This is a genomic window from Curtobacterium sp. PhB78 (assembly GCF_003751685.1).
Lineage (GTDB): Bacteria > Actinomycetota > Actinomycetes > Actinomycetales > Microbacteriaceae > Curtobacterium.
Window position 1 is genome coordinate 100,688 of sequence record NZ_RKIA01000006.1, and the last position, 16,792, is coordinate 117,479.

At 71.9% G+C, this 16,792-nt stretch carries 14 protein-coding genes; 12 read left to right on the top strand and 2 right to left on the bottom strand.

What is annotated here, in order from left to right:
- Positions 1–44: 44 nt before the first annotated feature.
- The 5 genes from EDF53_RS14795 to EDF53_RS14815 all read left to right on the top strand — a co-directional run bounded on the left by EDF53_RS14795 (position 45) and on the right by EDF53_RS14815 (position 7,564).
- Positions 45–1,016 (top strand): MoxR family ATPase, encoded by a 972-nt coding sequence (locus EDF53_RS14795; RefSeq protein WP_123294288.1) that lies wholly within the window; start codon positions 45–47, stop codon positions 1,014–1,016.
- Entirely contained in the window at positions 1,013–2,425 is a 1,413-nt protein-coding gene (locus EDF53_RS14800) for a DUF58 domain-containing protein (RefSeq protein ID WP_111083878.1), read from the top strand. The genes EDF53_RS14795 and EDF53_RS14800 overlap by 4 nt, the downstream gene beginning before the upstream one ends.
- Positions 2,422–4,881 (top strand): DUF3488 domain-containing protein, encoded by a 2,460-nt coding sequence (locus EDF53_RS14805; protein ID WP_148058360.1) that lies wholly within the window; start codon positions 2,422–2,424, stop codon positions 4,879–4,881. Before EDF53_RS14800 ends, EDF53_RS14805 begins: the two co-directional genes overlap by 4 nt.
- Before the next feature lie 23 nt (positions 4,882–4,904).
- Complete coding sequence (locus tag EDF53_RS14810; protein WP_123294290.1) at positions 4,905–6,791, top strand: FHA domain-containing protein; 1,887 nt, start codon at positions 4,905–4,907, stop codon at positions 6,789–6,791.
- Between the two features lie 68 nt (positions 6,792–6,859).
- Positions 6,860–7,564, top strand: coding sequence for a hypothetical protein (locus EDF53_RS14815; protein WP_123294291.1), 705 nt, complete (start codon positions 6,860–6,862; stop codon positions 7,562–7,564).
- A 5-nt stretch (positions 7,565–7,569) separates the two neighbouring features.
- On the opposite strand, the gene EDF53_RS14820 is transcribed toward EDF53_RS14815, so the two are convergent.
- Positions 7,570–8,562, bottom strand: a complete 993-nt coding sequence (locus tag EDF53_RS14820) for an asparaginase (protein WP_123294292.1) — start codon at positions 8,560–8,562, stop codon at positions 7,570–7,572.
- 58 nt (positions 8,563–8,620) lie between these two features.
- Between EDF53_RS14820 and EDF53_RS14825 the strand changes: the two genes are divergently transcribed.
- Entirely contained in the window at positions 8,621–9,130 is a 510-nt protein-coding gene (locus EDF53_RS14825; protein ID WP_123294293.1) for an OsmC family protein, read from the top strand.
- Positions 9,131–9,136: 6 nt separating this feature from the next.
- Entirely contained in the window at positions 9,137–10,108 is a 972-nt protein-coding gene (locus EDF53_RS14830; protein WP_123294294.1) for an FKBP-type peptidyl-prolyl cis-trans isomerase, read from the top strand.
- Positions 10,109–10,183: 75 nt separating this feature from the next.
- Here the strand turns inward: EDF53_RS14830 and EDF53_RS19015 are convergent, their stop codons facing one another.
- Positions 10,184–10,663 (bottom strand): hypothetical protein, encoded by a 480-nt coding sequence (locus EDF53_RS19015; protein ID WP_148058361.1) that lies wholly within the window; start codon positions 10,661–10,663, stop codon positions 10,184–10,186.
- A gap of 98 nt (positions 10,664–10,761) precedes the next feature.
- Here EDF53_RS19015 and dxr point away from each other — a divergent pair, with 98 nt between their 5' ends.
- The 5 genes from dxr to ispG all read left to right on the top strand — a co-directional run bounded on the left by dxr (position 10,762) and on the right by ispG (position 16,624).
- A complete protein-coding gene (dxr, locus tag EDF53_RS14835) occupies positions 10,762–11,853 on the top strand; it encodes a 1-deoxy-D-xylulose-5-phosphate reductoisomerase (protein WP_123294295.1) in 1,092 nt (363 codons plus the stop codon).
- 174 nt (positions 11,854–12,027) lie between these two features.
- Positions 12,028–13,362, top strand: a complete 1,335-nt coding sequence (locus EDF53_RS14840; RefSeq protein ID WP_185021068.1) for an RIP metalloprotease — start codon at positions 12,028–12,030, stop codon at positions 13,360–13,362.
- Between the two features lie 24 nt (positions 13,363–13,386).
- Positions 13,387–14,859, top strand: a complete 1,473-nt coding sequence (locus EDF53_RS14845) for a cytosine permease (RefSeq protein ID WP_123294297.1) — start codon at positions 13,387–13,389, stop codon at positions 14,857–14,859.
- Positions 14,856–15,416 (top strand): cysteine hydrolase family protein, encoded by a 561-nt coding sequence (locus EDF53_RS14850; RefSeq protein ID WP_123294298.1) that lies wholly within the window; start codon positions 14,856–14,858, stop codon positions 15,414–15,416. The genes EDF53_RS14845 and EDF53_RS14850 overlap by 4 nt, the downstream gene beginning before the upstream one ends.
- 74 nt (positions 15,417–15,490) lie before the next feature.
- Complete coding sequence (gene ispG / locus EDF53_RS14855; protein ID WP_111083888.1) at positions 15,491–16,624, top strand: flavodoxin-dependent (E)-4-hydroxy-3-methylbut-2-enyl-diphosphate synthase; 1,134 nt, start codon at positions 15,491–15,493, stop codon at positions 16,622–16,624.
- Positions 16,625–16,792: the final 168 nt, after the last annotated feature.

Consider the following 16,792-nt stretch of genomic DNA (forward strand, 5'->3'; position numbering starts at 1 on the left):
ACGCTGCACCTACCGCCATCCCCGAGAACGAGGAACGACCCCGCATGAGCATGACCCCGGAGCAGGCCACCTGGTTCGCCGACGTCGCAGGCCGCATCGTGACCAACGTCGAGCAGGTGCTCCTCGGGAAGACGTTCGTGATCCGCCTCGCGGTGACGGCGATGCTCAGCGAGGGGCACCTGCTCCTCGAGGACGTCCCCGGCACGGGCAAGACGAGCCTGGCGCGGGCGATGGCGCAGAGCGTGCAGGGGACGACGAACCGCATCCAGTTCACCCCCGACCTGCTGCCCGGCGACATCACCGGCATCAGTGTCTACGACCAGCGCACGCAGGAGTTCGACTTCCACCGCGGCCCGGTCTTCGCGAACATCGTCCTCGCCGACGAGATCAACCGTGCGAGCCCGAAGACGCAGTCTGCCCTGCTCGAGGCGATGGAGGAGTCGGCGATCACGGTCGACGGCGTGAACCACCGTCTGGCGGCTCCGTTCATGGTCATCGCGACGCAGAACCCCATCGAGCAGGCCGGCACGTACCGTCTGCCCGAGGCGCAGCTCGACCGGTTCCTCATGAAGACCTCGATCGGCTACCCCGACCACGCCGCCACCGTGAAGATCCTCGAGACCTCGTCGGCTCCGTCGGCATCGGTTCCGCTCGCGAGTGTCGTGCCCGCGGCGACGATCACCGAGATGGCCGCGCTGGCCCGCACGGTGCACGTCGACGCCGTGATCGCCGACTACGTCGCACGGTTGGTCGACGCGACACGTTCGGCCAGCGAGGTCCGCCTGGGCGTCAGCGTCCGCGGCGCGATGGGCCTCATCCGTTCGGCACGCGTGCTCGCGGCGCTGAGCGGCCGCCACTACGTCACGCCGGACGACGTCAAGGCCCTCGCCGTCCCGGTGCTCGCGCACCGCCTGGTGCTCGACGCCGAGGCGGAGTTCGACGGTGTCAGTGCGCCGAGCGTCATCGCGCAGCTGCTGGTGGAGACGCCGCCGCCGGCCGACCGAGTCACGACGTGACGGACCGCCGGCCCGTCTCCACGCGCTCACGCCGTCCGTCCTCGACGCGGTCGCGTCGCGGGACGACGGCGTACGAGCGCACGGGGACGGTCGCCGGCCTGACCAACGTCCGCTCACGGATCGTCGGTGACCGCGAAGGCGTCGCAGCGGATGCGGTCGTCGGGATCGTCCGGGTCTGGGCAACGGCCTGGAGGCTCGTCAAGCGTTCCTGGGGCGAGGTCTCGTCCGTCGTCACCGGGCTCGGGTGGACGGTCGCGGCCCTCACGCTCGTCGCGTTCGTGGCCGGCTACCGGTTCGGCCTGCGCGAGATCGTCGTCGTCGGGTTCGCGGGAGCGGTGCTCGTCGTCGTCGCCGCGATCGCGCTCATCGGCCGCACGCGGCTGGTGATCCGGATGCGCCTGCCGCAGCACCGTGTGGCGGTCGGCGACGAGGCCGGTGTGGTGGTCACGGCGGAGAACCCGACACGTCTGCCCTCGGTGCCGACGACGGTCGAGGTGCCGGTCGGCCCGGGTCTCGTCGACGTCGCGATCCCGGCGATCGGCGCGCACGGCACGTTCGAGCAGCTGGTGCCCGTGCCGACCGTGCGCCGCGGCGTGCTCGACGTGGGGCCGGTCACCGGTGTCCGCGCCGACCCCGTCGGTCTCGTCCGTCGCGAGGTCGTCTGGACCGCACGCGAACAGGTCATCGTGCACCCGCGCACGATCGCGATCCCGTCGACGAGCACCGGGCTGGTGCGCGACCTCGAGGGGCAGGCGACCACCGACCTGTCGCCGGCCGACATCGCGTTCCACGCCATCCGCGAGTACATGCCGGGTGACGACCCCCGCACCATCCACTGGAAGTCGACGGCGAAGTCGGGCGCGCTGATGGTGCGCCAGTTCGAGGACACGCGCCGCTCGCACCTGGTCGTGGCACTCGGCATCGCCCGGTCGGAGTTCGGGGACGACGAGGAGTTCGAGCTCGCGGTGAGCGCTGCGGCCTCGCTCGGTGCCCGTGCGATCCGCGACGGCCGAGAGGTCTCGGTCGTGGTGTCGGAACGCACCCCGGAGTTCGCGAAGCGTGCCGTCTACGCGGTGCGGACCCTGCCGACGGTCACCCCGACGCGACTGCTCGACGACTTCGCCTCGGTCGGACTCGCCGATGCCTGCCTGCCCATCGCCGAGGTCTCCCGGATCGTCGGCAGCGACACCGAGGGCATCTCGGTGGCGTTCCTGGTCGTCGGTTCGACGATCGGACTGCCGGCGCTCCGGCTCGCGGCGACGCGCTTCCCCGTCGGGGTCGAGGTCGTCGCGGTGATCTGCGAGCCCGAAGCACAGCCACGGTTCCTGCGGGTCGCGGGCCTGACCGTGATGACCATCGGCTACCTGGACGACCTCCGGCACGCCCTGCACCGATCGGCCGCCGCGTGAGCGCCCCTCCGGTGGCCACGCCGACGCCGCCCGCGGAGCGTGCCCGTCGGTCGACCCGGCGTTCCGATCGACGCGATGCCCGGCGGCTCGTGCCGTTCCGTCTGGCCGGCGGGACCCTCGTCGTGTGGCTCCTGCTCGCGATCGCGAGTGTGTCGTGGTGGCCGGTCTACCGCGACGACTCGATGATCGTCGCGGCGGTGACCGCGATCGCGTTCGGCACCCTCGTCGCCCTCGTCGGCGCGGTCCTGCGGCTGCCGCTGGTCGTGGTGGCGATCGCGACGGTGGCGGCGTTCACGCTCGCCGGTGTACCCGCCGCCGTGCCCGGTCAGGCCAACGGGGTCCTGCCGACGGGCCCGGGCCTGCTCGCGCTGTTCGCCGGCGTCGCGCTGGGGTGGAAGCAGCTGGTGACCATCAGCCTGCCTGTCGGCTCGTACGAGGCGCTCCTCGTGCCGTACTTCGTGACGCTCCTCGTCGCCACGGTGACGGCCGTGAGCGTGGCGACCCGGGCCTCCAGGCAGGAACTCGCGAGCATCCCGGCACTGGTGCTGTTCGCGATCGGGGTGGTCGTCGGACCGAGCCGGCTGGACACGTCGATCGTGACGGCCGTCGTGCTCGTCGCCGTCGCGCTCGTGTGGGCGCTGACGGTGCGGCACGCACGTCGCGCGGTCGCCGTGGCGACCACGATCGGGTCGCCGGTGCCGATCGCCCGGTCCGTCGTGCGCCCCGCGCTCGTCGGCACGGGGACGATCGTCGCGGCAGCCGTCGTCGCCACGGGTCTCGGGCTGGTCGCGCCGCCGTCCAACGAGCGCACCGTCGCCCGCACGGACGTCGTGAAGCCGTTCGACCCCCGCGACTACGTCAGCCCGCTGAGCGGCTTCCGGGCGTACGAGGAACAGAGCGCGGCGGACACCGCACAGCTCCGGGTCACCGGACTGCCGGAGAACGGGTTCGTGCGCATCGCGACGCTCGACACCTACGACGGCGTGGTCTACCGCGTCGGCGGGCCGGACGGCTCCTCGTCGTCGGGCACCTTCGAGCGCGTGCCGACGTCGGTCGACGTCCGTGGCGTGGACGGCACCACGGTGCGCGTGGGGGTGACCGTCGACGGCTACAGCGGGGTCTGGCTGCCGACTGTGGGGGACCTGGAGCGCGTCGACTTCACCGGGACCGACGCCGACGACGAGCGTGGGTCCTTCTTCTACAACGGCTCGACGCAGACGGGCGCCGTGGTCGGCGGTGTCCGCGAAGGCACTTCCTACGACCTGACCGCCGTGGTCCCCGATCAGCCGACGGACGAGCAACTCGCGGCCGCCCGCCCGGGCAGTGCCGCGGTCCCGACGGCGCGCGACGTGCCGGACGCCGTCCGCGAGACGGTCGAGGCGACGACCGACGCCGATGCGACTTCTGGTGCGAAGCTCGTCGCGGTGATCCAGGCGCTCAAGCGCAACGGGTACGTCAGCCACGGCGTCGGTGACGACCGGATGAGCCGTTCGGGGCACGGCGCCGACCGCATCCAGGAGCTCCTGACGTCGCCGCTGATGATCGGCGACCAGGAGCAGTACGCCGCCGCAGCAGCGCTGATGGCCGACGAGCTCGGGTTCCCGGCACGGGTGGTCATGGGCTTCACCGCAGGCGGCGACTCGGGGTCCGGCGGGGCGTCGGCGAGCGGCGGCACCACGACGTTCCGCGGCTCGGACGTCACCGCGCGCATCGAGGTCGACACCGCGCAGTGGGGGTGGGTGATGCTCAACCCCAACCCGAGTGTCCGCGAGATCCCGAACGAGCAGCAGCAGACGCCGCAGCCGGTGACCCGTCCCGAGACCGTCGTGCCGCCGCCTCCCGTCGACCAGCAGGACCAGGACCAGCAGGCGCCGCCGCAGAGCGACCGGAACACGCCGCCCGTGCAGCCGCTGTGGTTGCAGATCCTGCTCGCAGCGCTGCCGTGGGTGCTCGGTGCACTGGGGCTGATCGCCCTCGTGCTCCTGCCGTTCGGGGTGATCGTCCTGCTGAAGCGGGTCCGCCGCCGACGGCGCCGTCGTGCTCCGACGCCGCGCGGTCGCATCGTCGGGGCCTGGGACGAGTACCGCGATGCGCTCCTCGACCGTGGGCACGACGTGGCCGGATCGGCCACACGACGCGAGACCGTGACCGGCGCTCCGGGTGAGGGCGGGACCGGACTGGCCGCCCTCGCCGACCGGGCGGTGTTCGGACCGAGCGACGTCGACCAGGCCGCCGCCGACCGGATGTGGTCGGCGACGGACGATGCGGTGGGGACCCTGCGCGCCGGTCGGACCCGCCGTGAGCGGTTCCGCACCGCCGTGTCGCTCCGGTCCCTGCGGGGACCCGAACGGCCGCGCGCCACCACCGGTCAGGGCTCGGTGAGACGCGGTGACTACGATGGCCGGAGGCCTGACGAGCGTCGTGGACGGCCGAGTGAGGACAGAGGCAGACCGTGATCAGATGCGAACACTGTGGATCGATGCTCCCGGAGGGGGCGATCTTCTGCGGTGAGTGCGGACGCGCGGTGACCGCCGGAGCGAGCCGCCGGCCGGTCGCTCCGACCCCCGTCGAGCAGGCGCCGCCACCGCCCCTGCAGCAGCCCGACTCCCACGGACGTCGCTCCGACCCTGCGGCCGACGCGTGGTTGCCCGAGTCGACCCTCGACCCCGCCACCCGCGCCTGGCTGACCGGTGCCGACCGCCGCAGCACCGAACCCCCGACCGCGGTGCCCGTGCAACGCCCCGACGACCTCGCCCCGCGCGAGGCACCGTCGCACGTGCACGGAGCGGGCTCCGGCCTCGGCGACTGGTCGAACGCGGCCGCGCAGCCCGACGCCGTCCCCGCCCAGGACGAACCGCCACTGGACCCGGACGCCTACCGCTCCGAGCCCGCCGACGCCCTCGCCGACGACCCCGAGCGGACCCGGTTGGCTCCCGTCGAGGACCGTCCCGTGACCCCGCCGGCCGCTGACGAGGCGCCGGCACCCGTGTGGGCGCCGCCGGTCGCTCCGGCCCCGTCCGCGGCTCCGGCAGGCCCGTCCTGGTGGGTCGGTCGCGGCGCCACAACCGATGCCGGAGCTGATCCGGCTCCCGTCGTGCCGCCGGTCCCGAGTGCACCGACCGTCGCTGACGACACGCCCCGTGACACGTCCCACGACACGCCAGACGACACCGCGGCGTCCCCGCACGCGACGGACGACGCAGCCGTGCACGCCGACACCGACGGTGCTGACGACACGACGTCCACCCGCTCCGGCGAGCCCGTGCAGGACGGTGCGCTCGGACAACCGACCGCAGCCGTGCCCGTCGTCTCGCCGCCGCAGCCGGGGGACACCGCCGTCGTCGAGCCCCTGATCGACCGCCGACCGCCGCGGCCCGCGCCGCTCGTGACGCCGGGCATGCACGCCACGACCATCTGCCACGTCTGTGGCAACCGCCTCGAGCCCGACGACATCTTCTGCGGCGAGTGCGGAGCAGTCCGCCCCGCCGTGACCGCCGCGTTCACCGGACCGGTCGTACCGTTGCCGATGGCGCGTCCGGACTGGGCGACCGAGCACTCCGGCGTGGAGTCGGCCGGAGCCGGCGGGTCGTCGTCGACCGACGCGCCGGACGACGAGATCCCGGTCGATGCGCCTGCGGACGATCAGGCCTCGAGCGACGAGACCGGGTCCGGCGAGACCAGGTCCGACGAGAACGGGTCCGTCGAGGACGTGGCCGACGAGACCGCCGCCGACGACGAGTCTGCCCTGCCGGACAGCGAGGCCTCGCGCCCGGGTGGCCGTCCCCGCGGCGCACACGCGGCGCCGGTGACCGAGCCGACCGAGCCCGGGGACGCGGCACCGCACGGAGAACCGCAGGACTCCGAACGGTCCTGGGCCCCGCCGGCGCAGGCCCCGCTCGCCGCGCCGCTGCCTCCGCTCCCCGGGGCGACGGCACCCGAGCTCCCGCTCCCGCCGTCGGACCGTCCCGAGGCCAGTGCGGACGCCGACGAGCTCGACGAGGACGTCGACGAGACCCGCATCGTCTCGAAGACCCCGACGCGCGCGCCGTTCCTGCTGCACTTCAGCACGGGCGAGCGGTTCGGGGTGCACGGCACGGGCCTGCTCGGTCGTCTGCCTCGTCCGCAGCCGGGGGAGCGCTACGACGACCTGCTGACCGTCCACGACCCGGGCAAGTCGGTGTCGAAGACCCACCTCGAGCTCGGCCGCGACGGTGACGACCTGTGGGTGTCCGACCGGTTCTCCGGCAACGGCACCGTGGTCCGCCACATCGACGGTTCGATCCGTCGCTGCGAGCCCGGCCGTCGGTACCGCGTGGAGCGCGGGGCGCGGGTGGACATCGGCGAGCAGTTCTTCCTCGTGCAGTAGCGCTCGGAGTTCTCCACAGATCGGTCGTCGGCGCCCCGGAGACGCCGCCGTCCTGCTGCGATGGAGGCATGACCCCGTTCGCTGCTCGGTGCGTCCTGGTCGGGACCGCCGTCGTGCTCGTCCTCGCCGGGGTGTTCGCGCCCCTCGACGGCGCTTCCCGTGCGGTGGTGTTCGCAGCCGCCGGGTGCTGCGCGGTGCTCGACGTCCTGCTGCACCGGTCCGGCGCAGGCGGGCCCCGCGAACCGGAGTCGCTGGCCGGCGACGACTCCGCCGCGGCGATCGAGTCCCACTGTCCGAGCGCGCCCGGACGGCTCCTGCTCGGCCACGGCCCGGACGGTGACCCGTGGGAGACCGACACGACCGGTCACGTCGTGGTCGTCGGCACCGGGGCACTCGCCGCCGCGGTGTTCCGGGCGATCGCCGAACAGCTCCGCGCCACCGCCGATCCGTGGGACGACCTCCGCGCAGCCGGCAGACCCGGAAGCCCCGCTGGCGAAGGTCCGGCGCTGCCCGACGGCGCGACCCTGCCCGACGGTACGACGCTGCCCGACGGCACGGCGGTGCTCGCTCGCCTCGACCGCTCCGGACGTCCGAGCGGCACGGTCGTGCTCGTCCCGGGACTCGGCGCGATGCCACGGCTGTGGGACGCCGCGGTCGAGGTCACCCGCTACGGCTGCACCGTCCGTCGCCCACCCGACCGGCGCGGTGTGACGCTCAAACCGGTGCTCCCGGTGCTCCCGGTGCTCCCGGTACTGCCGGAGCTCGTCGGATGACGGCCTCAGCGCAGGCCGGCGCCGACCCGGACCGCGCCGACCGGCACACCACCGCCGAGCACCTGTTCACCCGTCGCCGCCAGGACATCGGCCACGCCGTCGGCGCCCACCAGCCCGTTCCGCTGCAGCAGGGCGAGCGCTGCGAGGGTGCCCGCGCGCTGTGACCCGTCCAGCACCTTCACCGCGACCGCGGCCCCACCGGGCAGCCCCATCACCATGACGCCCTCGGCCCCGAGCTTCGCCAGGACCTGCAGCCGCTCGATCGTGACGGTGTTGGCCCGCCCGACCCCGTCGATCGCCCACGGGTGCGCCAGGACGGCGTCGGTCAGCGCCGCGGAGTCGTCGTCGGCCCGGGCGACGACGCCGGCGAACCCGCGTGCCAGTCCGGTGAGCGTGAGCGGGAAGACGGGAGCGCCGCAGCCGTCGGTGCCGACCAGGTCGACCGTCTCGTGCGTGTACTCCTCGACCACCGAGCGGACTCGCTGCTGCATCGGGTGCTCGATGTCCAGGTACGTCGCCTCGTCCCACCCGTTGACGCGGCAGGCGGCGAGCATGCCGGCGTGCTTGCCCGAGCAGTTCATCGCCAGGCGCCGGGGGCCGTCCATCGTCCGGCCGGTCGCTCGGTCGAAGGGCATGTCCGGCGGGCATCCGAGGTCGGCCTCGACGTGGTCGAACGACTCGAGCATGTGCAGCGCGAGGGCCTGGTGCGCGACGGTACCGGCGTGGCTCGCGGTCGTGAGGACGAGTTCCTCGTCGGAGAACCGGGCACCGGCGCCGCGGACGGCGAGGGCCTGGAACGGCTTCATCGTCGAGCGCGGGTAGATGCTGGCTGCGACGTCGCCGACCGAGTCGACCACGGCACCCGCGGAGTCGACCACGACCCCGGCGCCGATGTGCCGGCTCTCGTCGAACCCCGACCGGTCGAGGACCGCGAGTTCGACCGACCCGTCGGCGGTGAGAGGATGGCGATCAGTGCGGACTTCGTGGCTCACCGTCATGCCGCCATGCTAGCCAGGGCGGACGACCGCCAGTGACGCCGACGAAGGGGCAGCACCCGTGCAGGACCACACTTACGAGGTCTCCGTCAGCTGGACGGGAGACCGCGGCACCGGCACGTCCGGCTACCGCGACTACGGGCGCGACCACGTCGTCTCGGCGGTCGGCAAGCCCGACGTGGCCGGCTCGGCCGATCCCACGTTCCGCGGTGACCGCGACCGCTGGAACCCGGAGGAACTCGTCGTCGCCGCGTTGGCCCAGTGCCACATGCTCAGCTACCTGCACGTCGCGGTGACCCAGGGCTTCACCGTCGTCGACTACCGCGACACGGCCACTGCGTCGCTGAACCTGAACCGCGACGGCTCGGGCGAGCTCACCGGTGCGACGCTGCACCCGGTCGTGACGATCCTCGAGGCAGACCGGGTGGCCGATGCCGAAGCCGCGCACGCCACGGCGAACCAGCTCTGCTTCATCGCCCGGTCGGTGTCGTTCCCGGTGCACCACGAAGCGCAGACCGTCGTCCGTGCTGCGACATTGGCAGGGGACTCTTCAGCAGGTGGGGCAGACTAGGTTCCCGTGAAGCGTCTGCGCCTGCTCCCGATCGCCCTCGTCCCCGCCGTCGTGCTGGGACTCGCCGCATGCTCCGGCTCCGGTTCGGACGGGTCCACGGCCTCGCCGACCCCGACCGCCAGTGCGACCGCCTCGGCGATCACGTCCTGCCCGGACCCCGGCAAGGCCTCTGACTCGATCCGGGCGACCGGCTCGTTCGGCGGCGCGAAGGCCCCGACGGTCAAGTTCGCGGCCGGTCTGTCGGCCAAGACGCCGCAGGCCACCAAGCTCGTGACGGGCAAGGGCGCGTCGTTGGACGAGGGCGACTACGCCCAGGTGTCGTACACGGTCTACGAGGCCAAGGACGCCAAGAAGCTCGGCACCGTCGGTTTCGACGAGGGCAACCCGCAGGTCCTGTCCGTCGGTGGATCGGGCTTCGGAGCCCTGCTCGCCTGCTCGAAGGTCGGCGACCGGGTGGCAGCGGTCGGTCAGTCCGCGGCACTCGGCTTCAACACCGGCGGCGAGATCGTCGTGGTTGCGGACGTCGTCGCGCAGACCCCCACCAAGGCGAGCGGCACCCCGCAGGACCAGGACCCCGGCCTGCCGACGGTCGAGGACAAGGCGTCCGGCGAGCCGGAGATCACGATCCCCGACGGTGTGAAGGCCCCGACCAAGACGACCGTCGAGGTCCTCAAGCAGGGCGACGGCGCGTCCATCGCCGACGGCGACACCGCCCTCGTGCAGTACAAGGGCGTCGTCTACGACACCGGCAAGGAGTTCGACTCCTCGTGGTCGAAGGGCGCCCCGACGACCTTCACGGTCTCCGAGAGCGCACTCATCAAGGGCTTCGTCACGGGGCTCGTCGGCCAGAAGGTCGGCTCGCAGGTGCTGATCGTCGCCACGCCGGAGGACGCCTACGGCGCGACTCCTCGCGAAGGCTCGGGCATCCCGAAGAACGCCACGCTCGTCTTCGTCGTCGACATCCTCGCGAAGGGCTGAGCGCCGAAGTCGACACGACGTGAAGAGGCCGACCACTGACAACAGTGGTCGGCCTCTTCCGTCCTACGACAGCAGTCAGCGGCTCACCTTGGTGACCGTGACAGCTTTCGTCCACGTCACCGAGGCACCTGCTCGATACTCGTAGGCCATCCCGTTCGATGCCCAGAAACTCGTCCGTCGATCTCCGGACTTCACGCCGGTGACCCCTCTCCACGTGCCGGTCTTCGTTCCGGTACCGGTCAAGCCGTACGGCCCGCCCGACGAACGGAGCATGCATGCGCTGGTGGTGGTGCATCCGGGTCCCACCGGCGTGAGCGCACGTGATCGAACGCTCATTGCCGCGAGGATGTCTCCGGTGTCTGGATCGGCCAGGGCCTCGACGGGAGCTGCGCCCTGCATCACGGCATCGATCTCCGCATGCGACTGGGTCCCCCGCAGATCGGTCAGTACCGCGAGTGTGGTCGGCGCGGGAGTTGTTGCGTTCGCTGCCGTCGGCAGCGCTCCGATCCCCAACACCACGATCACGGCAGCGGCAACTGTGTTCTTCATCGACATCGTTCATCCCCTCCTGAGGTTGCGTCGTCACCATAGTGGCCGTGAAGTGCGGTGTGCAACATACTGCACGCGTCGAGCCCGCAGATAGGGTTGGCGCCGTGGACACCCTTGAAAGACGACGCATCGTCGTCCTCGGCAGCAGCGGCTCGATCGGCACGCAAGCGCTCGACGTCGTCGCCCGCAACCCCGACCGGTTCGAGGTCGTCGGTCTGACCGCCGGTAGCAACCGCACCCTGGTCGCGGAGCAGGCCGCACGGTTCGGCGTGCGCGACACGGCGTTCGGGGCGCAGGACTCCGAGCGGCTCGTCCGCAGCGTCGAGGCCGACGTCGTCCTGAACGGCATCACGGGGTCGGTCGGCCTCGGGCCGACGCTCGCGGTGCTCGAGACCGGTGCGACCCTGGCGCTCGCCAACAAGGAGAGCCTCATCGTGGGCGGTTCCCTGGTGCAGCAGGCTGCAGCGCCCGGCCAGATCGTCCCCGTGGACAGCGAGCACTCGGCGATCGCGCAGGCGCTCCGCTCCGGTGCCGACACCGAGGTGCAGCGGCTCGTCCTGACGGCGAGCGGCGGTCCGTTCCGCGGCCGCACCCGCGAGCAGCTCCGCGACGTCACCCCGGCGCAGGCGCTGGCGCACCCCACGTGGGACATGGGCCTCGTCGTCACGACGAACTCCGCCACGCTCGTCAACAAGGGGCTCGAGGTCATCGAGGCCCACCTGCTCTTCGGCGTGCCGTACGACCGCATCGAGGTCACGGTGCACGCGCAGTCGATCGTGCACTCGATGGTCGAGTTCGTCGACGGCTCCACCATCGCGCAGGCCTCGCCGCCGGACATGCGTCTGCCGATCGCGCTCGGCCTGGCGTGGCCGGACCGCGTGCCCGGGGTCGGTGTGCCGCTCGACTGGACCACGGCGAGCACCTGGACCTTCGAGCCGCTCGACGCCGACGCGTTCGGCGCCGTCGCCCTCGCGAAGCGTGTCGGTGAACTCGGCGGGACCTTCCCGGCCGTCTTCAACGCGGCGAACGAGCAGGCCGTGGCCGCGTTCCACGCGGGCGCCATCGGCTTCCTCGACATCGTCGACACGGTCGAGCGCGTCGTCGAGGAGCACACCGCGGGGGAGCCGTCACTCGACGGCGTGCTCGCTGCGGAGCTCTGGGCCCGCGCCGCGGCGGACCGCGCGCTGACCCGCTGACGCGATCCGCGCCTCCCGTCGGTCGCATGGTCACCACGTGACGGACTGGGCCCACACCGCCGGTTCCGGCGCGACGCGCCAGCGGCGGGACGGCCGTGCCGGTGGGGAGAGGCTCAGATCACCTCTCAGACGGCGCTCGGCTCCGTCATGGCAAGCGTCCCGTACCCTTTCCCGGTGACCGTCGAATCCGTCCTGCTCTTCGTCCTCGGCGTGGTCGTCTTCATCATCGGCCTGCTGGTCTCGATCGGACTCCACGAGCTGGGGCACCTGTCCTTCGCGAAGCTGTTCAACGTCAAGGTGACGCAGTACTCGCTGGGGTTCGGCAAGGCCATGTGGTCGTTCAAGCGGGGTGAGACCGAGTACGGCATCCGCCCGATCCTGCTCGGCGGCTACATCTCGATGGTCGGCATGCTCAAGCCGCGTGCCTCCGGCCGCCCGAGTGCGATCACGAACACCGGCATGTACGGCGCGTTCGTGCAGGACGCCCGCCAGGCCAGCGCGGAGCAGATCGCAGACTCCGGCGGCGACGACTCCCGCGCGTTCTACCGACTCACCCCGTGGAAGCGCATCATCGTGATGGTCGCTGGACCCGCGATGAACCTGGTGATCGGGATCGTGCTGTTCGGCGTGCTGCTGTGCGGCTTCGGGTCGCCGACCACGACGTTCACGTCGAGCGTCGACTGCGTCCTGCCGACCAGCCAGACGACAGAGTGCACCTCGGGCGATGCGGAGTCGCCGGCGAAGCAGGCCGGCATCGCGTCGGGCGACGTCGTGCTGTCGGTGAACGGTGAGCAGGACCCGACCATCGCGCGCGTCTCCGAGGTCTTCCAGAAGTCGGCCGGCGAGCAGGTGACCGTCGTCGTCGAGCGTGACGGTGCCCGGAAGACGCTCGAGATCACCCCGACGACCGCCACCCGCGACGTCTACGACGCCGAGGGCAAGGTCGTCACGAACGACGACGGCACGACGAAGACCCAGCGGGTCGGTGTCGTCGGCGTCAGCATCGGGCAGTCGCTCGTGCGGCAGTCGCCGGCCGAGGTCCTGCCCGCGACGGGTGCGCAGATCGCCGCGTCGGCGCACCTCATCATCGACCTGCCGCAGCGCCTGGTCGCCGTCTGGAACGCGGCGTTCGGCGCGCAGGAGCGGTCGCAGGACAGCCCCGTGTCGGTCGTCGGTGTCGGCCGCGCGATCGGCGAGGTCTCGTCGATGAGCGGTGTGCCGGTGGTGGACAAGGCGTACACGATCCTCGGGCTGCTGGCCTCGCTGAACATCGGCCTGTTCGTGCTGAACATGGTGCCGCTGCTGCCGCTCGACGGCGGGCACATCGCCGGCGCCCTGTGGGAGGCGATCAAGCGACGGTCCTTCAAACTCGTCGGCAAGGCGGACCCGGGCCCCATCGACCTGGCGAAGACGATGCCGCTCACGATGGTCGTCGTGGTGCTGCTGGCGGGGATGAGCGCGCTGCTGATCTACGCCGACATCGTGCGGCCCGTGAACCTGTTCGGGTAGTCGCTGCGGCGCTACGCTCAGCGGATGAGCACAGCGCCCACGAACTCCGGGCCCACCACCGCCGCGCCCGAGGTCCGCACCGTCGAACGGCAGGGCCTCGACGTCATCGCCGAGTCCGACCGCAAGGGCACCCCGCGGGGACTCTTCTGGCCGTGGTTCGCGGCGAACATCTCCGTCCTCGGCATCGCCTACGGGTCCTTCGTGGTCGGCTTCGGCATCTCGTTCTGGCAGGCCACCGTCGTCTCGGTCATCGGGGTGGTGTTCTCGTTCCTGCTGTGCGGCGTCGTCGCGATCGCCGGCAAGCGGGGGTCGGCGCCGACGATGGTGCTGAGCCGCGCGGCCTTCGGGGTCCGCGGCAACCGGGTGCCCTCGTTCCTCAGCTGGATCCTCACCGTCGGGTGGGAGACCGCCCTCGCCGCACTGGCGGTCCTCGCGACCTCGACGGTGTTCACCGAGCTCGGCTGGGACGGCGGGGTGCTGACGAAGGTCGTCGCCCTCGTCGTGGTCGCCGCGCTCGTGGTCGGTGCCGGCGTCGCGGGCTTCGACGTGATCATGCGCCTGCAGACCTGGATCACGGTCATCACCGCTGTGCTCACGGTCGTCTACGTCGTGCTCGCGGTGCCGTCCATCGACTTCGCCGCGATCGCCGCGATGCCGACGGGCAGTGCCCAGCAGTTCATCGGTGCGCTCGTGCTCGTGATGACCGGCTTCGGGCTGGGCTGGGTGAACGCCGCTGCCGACTACTCGCGGTACCTGCCGCGGTCGTCGTCCACCGGGGGAGTCGTCGGGTGGACGACCTTCGGCGGTGCCCTCGCACCGGCGATCCTCGTGGTCTTCGGTGTCCTGCTCGCCGGGTCCTCGCCGGACCTGAGCGCGGCGATCGGTGCCGACCCGATCGGCGCGCTCACCACGATCCTGCCGGTGTGGTTCCTCATCCCGTTCGCCCTCGTCGCGATCCTCGGGCTCGTCGGCGGCGCGGTGCTCGACATCTACTCGTCGGGCCTCGCGCTGCTGAGCGTCGGCGTGAAGATCCCGCGGCCGGTCGCCGCCGGGGTGGACGGCGTGTTCATGGTGGCGGGTGCGATCTACATCGCCTTCTTCGCGACGGACTTCGTCGGCCCGTTCCAGGCGTTCCTCATCACCCTCGGCGTCCCGATCGCCGCCTGGGCCGGCATCTTCGTCGCGGACGTCCTGCTCCGGCGCACGGCCTACGCCGAAGGCGAGCTCGACGACCGTCGCGGCCGCTACGGCGACGTCCGGTGGGGCGCGATCGCCCTGGTCGCGGTCGGCACGGCGCTCGGGTGGGGCCTCGTCACGCTGGCGTCACCGGCGTGGCTGTCGTGGCAGGGCTACCTGCTCGGGCCGTTCGGGCTCGGCGGACGCGACGGCGCCTGGGCCTACGCGAACCTCGGTGTGCTGGTCGCGCTCGTCGTCGGGTTCCTCGGCACCCTGCTGTTCGCCCGGGGCTCCGTCCGGCGCCAGGAAGCACAGCGGTGAGCACGGGCGTCCTCGACGACGCCTGGCTCGTCGTCATCGACATGCAGCAGGTCTTCACGGGGGAGTCTCCGTGGGCGGCGCCGCGGTACGACCACGCCGGGGTCGGTATCGAACGCCTGCTGCCCCGGTTCACCGGACGCACGGTGTTCACCCGGTTCGTCGCGCCCCAGCGCCCGCAGGGCGCCTGGGTGCCGTACTACCGCGAATGGCCCTTCGCCCTCGTGCCGGACGCCGACCCGCTGTACGCGCTGACCGAGCCCTTCGCGAGTGCGGCAGGGGACCGGAACGACCCCGTCGTGACCGAGCCGACGTTCGGCAAGTGGGGGACGGGCCTCCAGGCAGTCGTCGGTGACCACCCGCACCTGGTGCTCACGGGGGTGTCGACCGACTGCTGCGTGCTGTCGACCGCCCTGGCGGCGGCGGACGCCGGAGCGACCGTGACGGTCGTCGCGGACGCCTGCGCCGGGGCGAGCGACGCGGACCACGAGCGGGCGCTCGACGCGATGCGACTGTACGCGCCGCTCATCACCGTGGTGGACAGCGCCGCTCGGCTCTGAACGTCCGGTGTGACCGGGCCGGGACGCTCGGAGCGAGCGCGTAGAGTGCTCACGTGCCCGCTGTGAACCTCGGTATGCCCAAGTCGCCCGAAACCCTCGCCCCCCGACGCAAGTCGCGCCAGATCCGGGTCGGCAAGGTGCTCGTGGGCGGCGATGCTCCGGTGTCCGTCCAGTCGATGACCACGACCCCGACGACGAACATCAACGCGACGCTGCAGCAGATCGCCGAGCTCACGGCCTCGGGCTGCGACATCGTCCGGGTCGCCGTGCCGACGCAGGAAGACGCCGACGCGCTGCCGATCATCGCGAAGAAGTCGCAGATCCCGGTCATCGCCGACATCCACTTCCAGCCGAAGTACGTGTTCCAGGCGATCGACGCCGGCTGTGCCGCGGTCCGCGTGAACCCGGGCAACATCCGCAAGTTCGACGACCAGGTCGGTGCGATCGCCGCCGCGGCGAAGGCCGCAGGCGTGTCGCTCCGCATCGGCGTCAACGCCGGGTCGCTCGAGCCGAGCCTGCTGCAGAAGTACGGCAAGGCCACACCCGAGGCGCTCGTCGAGTCCGCCGTGTGGGAAGCCAGCCTGTTCGAGGAGCACGACTTCCACGACTTCAAGATCTCGGTCAAGCACAACGACCCGATCGTCATGGTCAAGGCCTACCGACAGCTCGCCGCCGCCGGTGACTGGCCGCTGCACCTCGGTGTGACCGAGGCCGGTCCCGAGTTCCAGGGCACCATCAAGAGCGCCACCGCGTTCGGCATCCTGCTGGCCGAGGGGATCGGCGACACCATCCGCGTGTCCCTGTCCGCGCCGCCCGCGCAAGAGGTGAAGGTCGGCCTGCAGATTCTGCAGTCGCTCAACCTCCGCGAACGCAAGCTCGAGATCGTCTCGTGCCCGAGCTGCGGCCGGGCCCAGGTCGACGTCTACCAGCTGGCGAACGACGTCACCAAGGGGCTCGAGGGCATGTCCGTCCCCCTGCGCGTCGCCGTCATGGGCTGCGTCGTGAACGGCCCGGGCGAGGCGCGCGAGGCCGACCTCGGCGTGGCGTCGGGCAACGGCAAGGGCCAGATCTTCGTGAAGGGCAAGGTCGTCAAGACGGTGCCGGAGCACGAGATCGTGCAGACCCTCATCGCCGAGGCGAACCGCATCGCCGACGAGATGGGGCCGGAGGCCGCGCTCGGCAGCCCCGAGGTCATCACCACCCCGTAGCGCGAGTACACCCCTCGCACCGTGCGAGGCGGTCTCGGCGCGCTGCGCTCCCGTGCGAGGTTCCGTACTCGGTGCGAGTCTCCCTGCCCCGCACCGAGTACGCAACCTCGCACCGTTCGCCAGGGACCCCGCACCGTTCGCCCGGGACCTCGCACGGTGCGAGCGCCG